A 6,725-nucleotide genomic window follows, 5' to 3' on the forward strand; every position below is an offset into this window, starting at 1 on the left:
GCTGGGCACCGCCCTGGTGTTGGCGTCGGTGCCCGAACTGCCAGTCGGGGTGCGGCTGATCTTTCAGGCCGCCGAGGAATTGATGCCGGGCGGGGCGATCGACGCCATCGCGGCCGGTGCGATCACCGGGGTGTCCCGGATCTTCGCCCTGCACTGCGACCCCCGGCTGGAAGTCGGCAAGATCGCGGTCCGGCATGGCGCCATCACCTCGGCGGCCGACCAGATCGAGATCACCCTGTACTCACCCGGCGGGCACACGTCGCGGCCGCATCTGACCGCCGACCTGGTGTACGGGCTCGGCACGCTGATCACCGGCCTGCCCGGGGTGTTGTCGAGGCGCATCGACCCGCGCAACGGCACCGTGCTGGTCTGGGGTGCGGTGAACGCCGGGGTGGCCGCCAATGCCATTCCGCAAAGCGGCGTGCTGGCCGGCACCGTTCGCACCGCGAGCCGGCAGACCTGGGTGGGGCTGGAGGAGATCATCCGCGAGAGCGTGTCCGGGCTGCTGGCGCCGCTGGGTATCGACCACACCCTGCAATACCGGCGCGGCGTGCCGCCGGTGGTCAACGAGGACGTCTCGACGCGCATCCTCACCCACGCGATCGAAGCCCTCGGTCCCGACGCGCTGGCCGACACCCGCCAATCCGGAGGCGGCGAGGACTTCTCCTGGTACCTCGAGGAGATTCCCGGGGCGATGGCGCGGCTGGGTGTGTGGCCGGGGGTCGGACCGCAGCTGGACCTGCACCAGCCGACGTTCAACCTCGACGAGCGGGCCCTGCCGATCGGGGTGCGGGTGATGACCAACATCGTCGAGCAGTCGGCCGTGTTCGAGCGGTTTTAGCCGCTCACGACGAACCCGCGTCCGGCTTGGTGGCGCGTACCACGTGGTCGGCGAGATGGGCATAGCTTCGCTGTGTCACGTCGCGGGCGTCGCTCATGATGTTGTAGCCGTGGTCGACGCCGGTCACCTCGTAGTACTCGGCCAGTGCGCCGACGGTGTCGAGTTTCTCGGCGTACCGACGACCCTCGTCGCGCAGCCGATCGTGCTCGGCCGTCACGATCAGTGCGGGCGCGATGCCGGCAACGCCATCGGCGTTGTCGCCCCAGGCCGGAGAGACCAGGCGGTCACGCCGCTGTGCCCGATCGGGTGTGTAGGCGGTGTCGAAGACCTCGCTCATCCACGGTTTCATGATCGCCCGGCGGCCCAGCGTGGATGGCTTGTCGCGGCAGGGCGTGACCAGGTCCAGCGGCGCGTAGTGCAGCACCTGCAGTGCGATGCCGGGGCGACCGTTCTCCAGCGCAAGGCGCGCCGCCGCGGCGCTGAGGTTGCCGCCCGCGCTTTGGCCACCGACGCACAGCCGGGTGCCGTCCCAGTCATTCTCGCCGCCGGCCGCCCAGCACACGACGTCATAGATCTGATGCACCGCGACGGGAAAGCGGTGGCGCGGGGCAAGGGCATAGTCGGGGTTGATCACCACCACACCCGCGGTGGCGGCCAGGTAGCGGCACCAAGGGTCGTCTTGGTCGGGGTCGCCGACCACGAACCCGCCGCCGTGCACGTTGACGTAGACGGGCGGATTCGTCGTCTGTGTCGGCGGGCGGTAGACGGTCGCCGATACCGGACCGTGCCGGGTGGGGATGGCGATTTCACCGCGTCGGGCGGCAAACTCCGGGAAGCGGACGGCGGACTTGGGGGCCGGGTTGACCGCGGCGGCGAACACACGCGCGACCGCGTCGGCCACCTGCGGTACGGACAGGATGGACAGTCGATTTTCCTTCCTAGGCAGCGCGCCCCGGATCGGGTCGCGCATCATCGGTCTGACTGTCTACCCGCTCAACGGCCGGCGCGCGAATGAATTTCCGAGAGCATGCACCCTCGCAAGCCGGCAACGCTCGATCAGGAGCTGGTTCCCGGACCGATGTTGCGGGCGGGACGTGTCCGTAGGTCGTGCACGTAATCGCTTGGCGCTCCGGCGATTTCGGCGGCGTCAGCCATCACTCCCAGATACCGGGCGGACGGCAGGCCGCCTTCCCAGGCGTCCAGTACGTAGAGCCACGCCAGCACTGGGTCGGTGTCGGTGTCCGAGGAGATGCGCTCCACCCGGCAGCGGATCTTCTTGTGGACACCGAACTCCGAACCCTCCCAGCGGTCCAGGTTCTTCTCGTCCGCAGGTGTCATGTCGTAGAGGACGACGAACACCTTCGAATCCGGATCCTCGACAACGCTGGCCAGCGCGCCCTCCCAGCCAATGTCCTCGCCGCCGAAGGTCAATCGCCAGCCGTGTAGCCAGCCCGTTCCGGCCATCGGCGAATGGGGTGCGCGTTTCTGCATCTGCTCGGGATCCATGTTCGACCCGTACGCGGCGTAGAGCGGCACGGGGAAAGCTTAGACGTCCGATGCCAGCGTGGTCTTCCCCCGAGCGTTGCGCGGGGTTTCTCCGACTTCGTTAGGTTAGGGCTGTGGTGACCCGCATCGTGATCCTTGGTGGAGGCCCGGCCGGTTACGAGGCCGCGCTGGTGGCCGCCGCCTCGCATCCCGACACCACCCGCGTCACGGTGATCGACTCCGACGGCATCGGCGGGGCGGCCGTACTGGCCGACTGCGTGCCGTCCAAGACCTTCATCGCCTCGACCTGGCTGCGCACCGAACTGCGCCGCGCGCCGCGGCTGGGATTCGAGATCGACATCGACGATGCCAAGATTTCGCTGCCGCAAATCCATTCCCGGGTCAAGCAACTCGCCAACGAGCAGTCGGCCGACATCACCGACCAACTGCTCAGCATGGGCGTGCAGGTGGTGGCCGGACGCGGGGAACTGATCGACCCCACACCCGGGTTGGCCTGCCACCGCATCAAAGCGACCGCTGCAGACGGCACCACCAGCGAATACGAGGCCGACGTCGTGCTGATCGCCACCGGCGCCAGCCCGCGGGTGCTGCCGTCGGCCCCGCCCGACGGCGAGCGGATCCTGACCTGGCGTCAGCTCTACGACCTCGAGGCGCTGCCCGAGCACCTCATCGTGGTGGGATCCGGGGTCACCGGCGCCGAATTCGTGCACGCCTACACCGAATTGGGCGTCCCGGTGACCGTGGTCGCCAGCCGGGACCGGGTGCTGCCCTACGAGGACGCCGACGCCGCGCTCGTCCTGGAAGAGGCGTTTTCCGAGCGTGGTGTCGAGCTGGTCAAGAATGCCCGCGCGAAATCGGTCACCCGCACCGCCGATGGCGTCCTGGTCACCCTGGCCGACGGGCGCACGGTCGAGGGCAGTCACGCCCTGATGACCATCGGGTCGGTGCCCAACACCGACGGGCTGGGCCTGGACCGGGTCGGCATCGAGCTGGGCCGCGGTGGGTATCTGACCGTGGACCGGGTGTCACGGACCTCGGTGGCCGGCATCTACGCCGCCGGTGACTGCACCGGCCTGCTCCCGCTGGCCTCGGTCGCGGCGATGCAGGGCCGGATCGCGATGTATCACGCGCTGGGCGAGGGCGTCAGCCCGATCCGGTTGCGCACGGTTGCGGCGACGGTGTTCACCAGGCCCGAGATCGCCGCTGTCGGGGTTCCGCAAACGATGATCGACGACGGTTCGGTACCCGCCCGGACGGTGATGCTGCCGTTGCGCACCAACGCCCGGGCCAAGATGTCGGGGCTGCGACAGGGTTTCGTCAAGCTGTTCTGCCGCCAGGCCACCGGCGTGGTCATCGGCGGCGTGGTGGTGGCGCCGATCGCCTCCGAGCTGATCCTGCCGATCGCCGTCGCGGTGACCAACCGCATCACTGTCAACGAGTTGGCGCAGACCCTGGCGGTTTACCCGTCGTTGTCCGGGTCGATCACCGAAGCCGCGCGACGGCTGATGGCGCACGACGATCTGGACTGAGGCGCGCGGCGTCGCCCCACGGGTCGGCGCCGGAACCGTTAGCCTTGGTGCAGCAGCGTCCTACTGACGAGTAACCGACAGGAGTGTCCCCGATGAGGAGTCCTCTGCCGTGAGCAATCCGATTCAGGCACCGGGTAGCGCACAAACCTGGACGGCTTCCTCTCTGGGCCCGCGGCAACGCGCGTTGGCCTGGGAACGGCTGGGCACCGAGCAGTTCGACGTGGTGGTCATCGGCGGCGGCGTGGTGGGCTCGGGGTGTGCCCTTGATGCGGCCACCCGCGGGCTCAAGGTGGCCCTGGTGGAAGCCCGCGATTTCGCCTCGGGCACCTCGAGCCGCTCGTCGAAGATGTTCCACGGCGGCCTGCGCTACCTCGAACAACTGGAGTTCGGTCTGGTGCGCGAGGCGCTCTACGAGCGCGAGCTGTCGCTGACCACGCTGGCGCCACATCTGGTCAAGCCGATGCCGTTTCTGTTCCCGCTGACCAATCGCATGTGGGAACGTCCGTACATCGCCGCCGGGATATTTCTCTACGACCGGTTGGGCGGCGCAAAGTCCGTTCCGGCGCAAAAGCATTTGACGCGTGCCGGCGCGCTGCGGCTGTGTCCCGGCCTCAAGCGCAGCTCGCTGATCGGCGGAATCCGTTACTACGACACGGTTGTCGACGACGCCCGACACACCATGACCGTCGCGCGCACCGCCGCGCATTACGGCGCGGTGGTGCGCACCTCGACCCAGGTGGTCGCCATGCTGCGCGAAGGTGATCGGGTGACCGGTGTGCGCGTCCGCGACTCCGAGAACGGTGCGATCACCGAGGTCCGCGGACACGTGGTGGTCAACGCGACCGGGGTTTGGACCGACGAGATTCAGGCATTGTCCAAGCAGCGCGGGCGATTTCAGGTCCGGGCGTCCAAGGGTGTGCACGTGGTGGTGCCGCGTGACCGGATCGTCAGCGACGTCGCGATCATCCTGCGGACCGCGAAGTCGGTGATGTTCGTCATCCCGTGGGGGAGTCACTGGATCATCGGAACCACCGACACCGACTGGAATCTCGACCTGGCCCACCCCGCGGCCACCAAGGCCGACATCGACTACATCCTGCAAACCGTCAACACGGTGCTGGCCATCCCGCTGACGCACGCCGATATCGACGGGGTGTACGCGGGGCTGCGGCCGCTGCTGGCCGGGGAGAGCGAGGAGACCTCCAAGCTGTCCCGGGAGCACGCCGTGGCGGTGCCCGCACCTGGCCTGGTGGCCATCGCCGGCGGCAAGTACACCACGTACCGGGTGATGGCCGCTGACGCGATTGATGCTGCGGCGCAATTCATTCCGGCTCGGGTGGCGCCGTCGATCACCGAGAAGGTCAGCCTGCTGGGCGCCGACGGTTACTTCGCGCTGATCAACCAGGCCGAACACGTCGCCCAGCTGCAGGGCCTGCATCCCTACCGGGTGCGTCATCTGCTGGACCGGTACGGCTCGCTGATCGGCAACGTGCTGGCGCTGGCGGCCAAAAGCCCCGATCTGCTCGAACCGATCAAAGAGGCGCCCGGTTATTTGCGGGTGGAAGCGTTGTATGCGGTAACCGCCGAGGGCGCTTTGCATTTGGAAGACATCCTGGCCCGCCGCATGCGGATCTCCATCGAATACCCACACCGCGGCGTCGACTGCGCCCGCGAGGTTGCCGATGTGGTCGCGCCGGTGCTGGGCTGGTCGGACGAGGACATCGAGCGTGAGGTCGCCAACTACAGCGCCCGGGTCGAGGCCGAGGTGCTGTCCCAGGCCCAGCCCGACGACGTGTCCGCCGATGAGTTGCGGGCCAGCGCACCCGAGGCGCGCGCCGAGATTCTCGAGCCGGTGCCGCTCAGTTGAGTAGGCCCTGATATGGCCGTGCGGCCGGCGCCACTGCCGGTGCGCGACGGACTCGGCCCGGCGCGGCTGCGGTTGCGCGGCGGTCCGGTGCTGGCCGAGCTGACCGCCCGGTTCGGCGCGCAGGCCCGCGACAAGGTGCTGGCCGGCGAGGTCGTCGGCGCCGACGGCGCGGTAATCGACGGCAGCACAGTGCTTCCCGCCGGCGCGAGCGTCTACCTTTATCGCGAGCTGCCCGACGAGGTGGAAGTCCCTTTCGACATCCCGGTGCTGCATCGCGACGACGACATCGTGGTTGTCGACAAGCCGCACTTTCTGGCCACCATGCCGCGCGGGTGCCACGTCGCGCAGACCGCACTGGTACGGCTGCGCCGGGAACTTGGGTTGCCCGAGCTGAGCCCGGCGCACCGGCTCGACCGGCTGACCGCCGGCGTGTTGCTGTTCACCGCGCGACGCGGGGTGCGCGGCGCGTATCAGACGCTGTTCGCCCGCGGATTGGTAAACAAGACCTATCTGGCCTGGGCCGCCGTCGATCCGGAATTGCTGTTGCCTCGTGTGGTCCGGAGCCGAATCATCAAGCGCCGCGGCCAGTTACAGGCATTCTGCGAACCGGGTGCGCCCAATGCGGAGACGCGCGTGGAGTTCCTGTCAGCGGACGGTCTTTACCGGCTGACACCGCGTACCGGACGAACTCATCAGCTGCGCCTGCACATGGCCTCGCTGGGCATACCGATCGAAGGTGACCCGTTGTATCCCGACATCATCGATGTGGCGGCCGACGACTTCAGCACGCCGCTGCGGCTGCTGGCGCAGCGGATCGAGTTCACCGATCCGCTCACCGGCGTGCGGCGCGAGTTCGTCAGCCGCCGGACCGGGCCGTAGCGACGCTACGCCGACTTTTGTCGGCTAGTTGCCTCACGTCAAGATGCGCGCGTTGGGGGAATTGTTGCCTCACGTGAGCGTGCGCGTTTGGTGACTGGAGCGG

Annotated in this window: 6 protein-coding genes; 4 read left to right on the top strand and 2 right to left on the bottom strand. The window is 68.3% G+C overall.

The features are described 5' to 3' along the window. Positions 1-841: amidohydrolase (locus tag A5625_RS04105; protein WP_066989303.1), on the top strand; the 841-nt coding region annotated here is incomplete at its 5' end. Positions 842-845: 4 nt separating this feature from the next. Here the strand turns inward: A5625_RS04105 and A5625_RS04110 are convergent. Beyond that, complete coding sequence (locus A5625_RS04110; protein WP_082984262.1) at positions 846-1,811, bottom strand: alpha/beta hydrolase; 966 nt, start codon at positions 1,809-1,811, stop codon at positions 846-848. Between the two features lie 86 nt (positions 1,812-1,897). Then, positions 1,898-2,377, bottom strand: coding sequence for a gamma-glutamylcyclotransferase (locus A5625_RS04115; RefSeq protein WP_066989305.1), 480 nt, complete (start codon positions 2,375-2,377; stop codon positions 1,898-1,900). 83 nt (positions 2,378-2,460) lie between these two features. Here A5625_RS04115 and A5625_RS04120 point away from each other — a divergent pair, with 83 nt between their 5' ends. The 3 genes from A5625_RS04120 to A5625_RS04130 all read left to right on the top strand — a co-directional run bounded on the left by A5625_RS04120 (position 2,461) and on the right by A5625_RS04130 (position 6,622). Then, a complete protein-coding gene (locus A5625_RS04120; RefSeq protein ID WP_066989307.1) occupies positions 2,461-3,876 on the top strand; it encodes an NAD(P)H-quinone dehydrogenase in 1,416 nt (471 codons plus the stop codon). 109 nt (positions 3,877-3,985) lie between these two features. Beyond that, on the top strand, positions 3,986-5,743 hold the full coding sequence (locus tag A5625_RS04125) for a glycerol-3-phosphate dehydrogenase/oxidase (protein ID WP_066989309.1): 1,758 nt from the start codon (positions 3,986-3,988) through the stop codon (positions 5,741-5,743). 12 nt (positions 5,744-5,755) lie between these two features. Beyond that, positions 5,756-6,622, top strand: coding sequence for a pseudouridine synthase (locus A5625_RS04130; protein ID WP_066989310.1), 867 nt, complete (start codon positions 5,756-5,758; stop codon positions 6,620-6,622). The last annotated feature ends 103 nt before the right edge of the window (positions 6,623-6,725 follow it).

It is taken from the genome of Mycobacterium sp. 1465703.0, from assembly GCF_001672975.1.
GTDB lineage: Bacteria > Actinomycetota > Actinomycetes > Mycobacteriales > Mycobacteriaceae > Mycobacterium.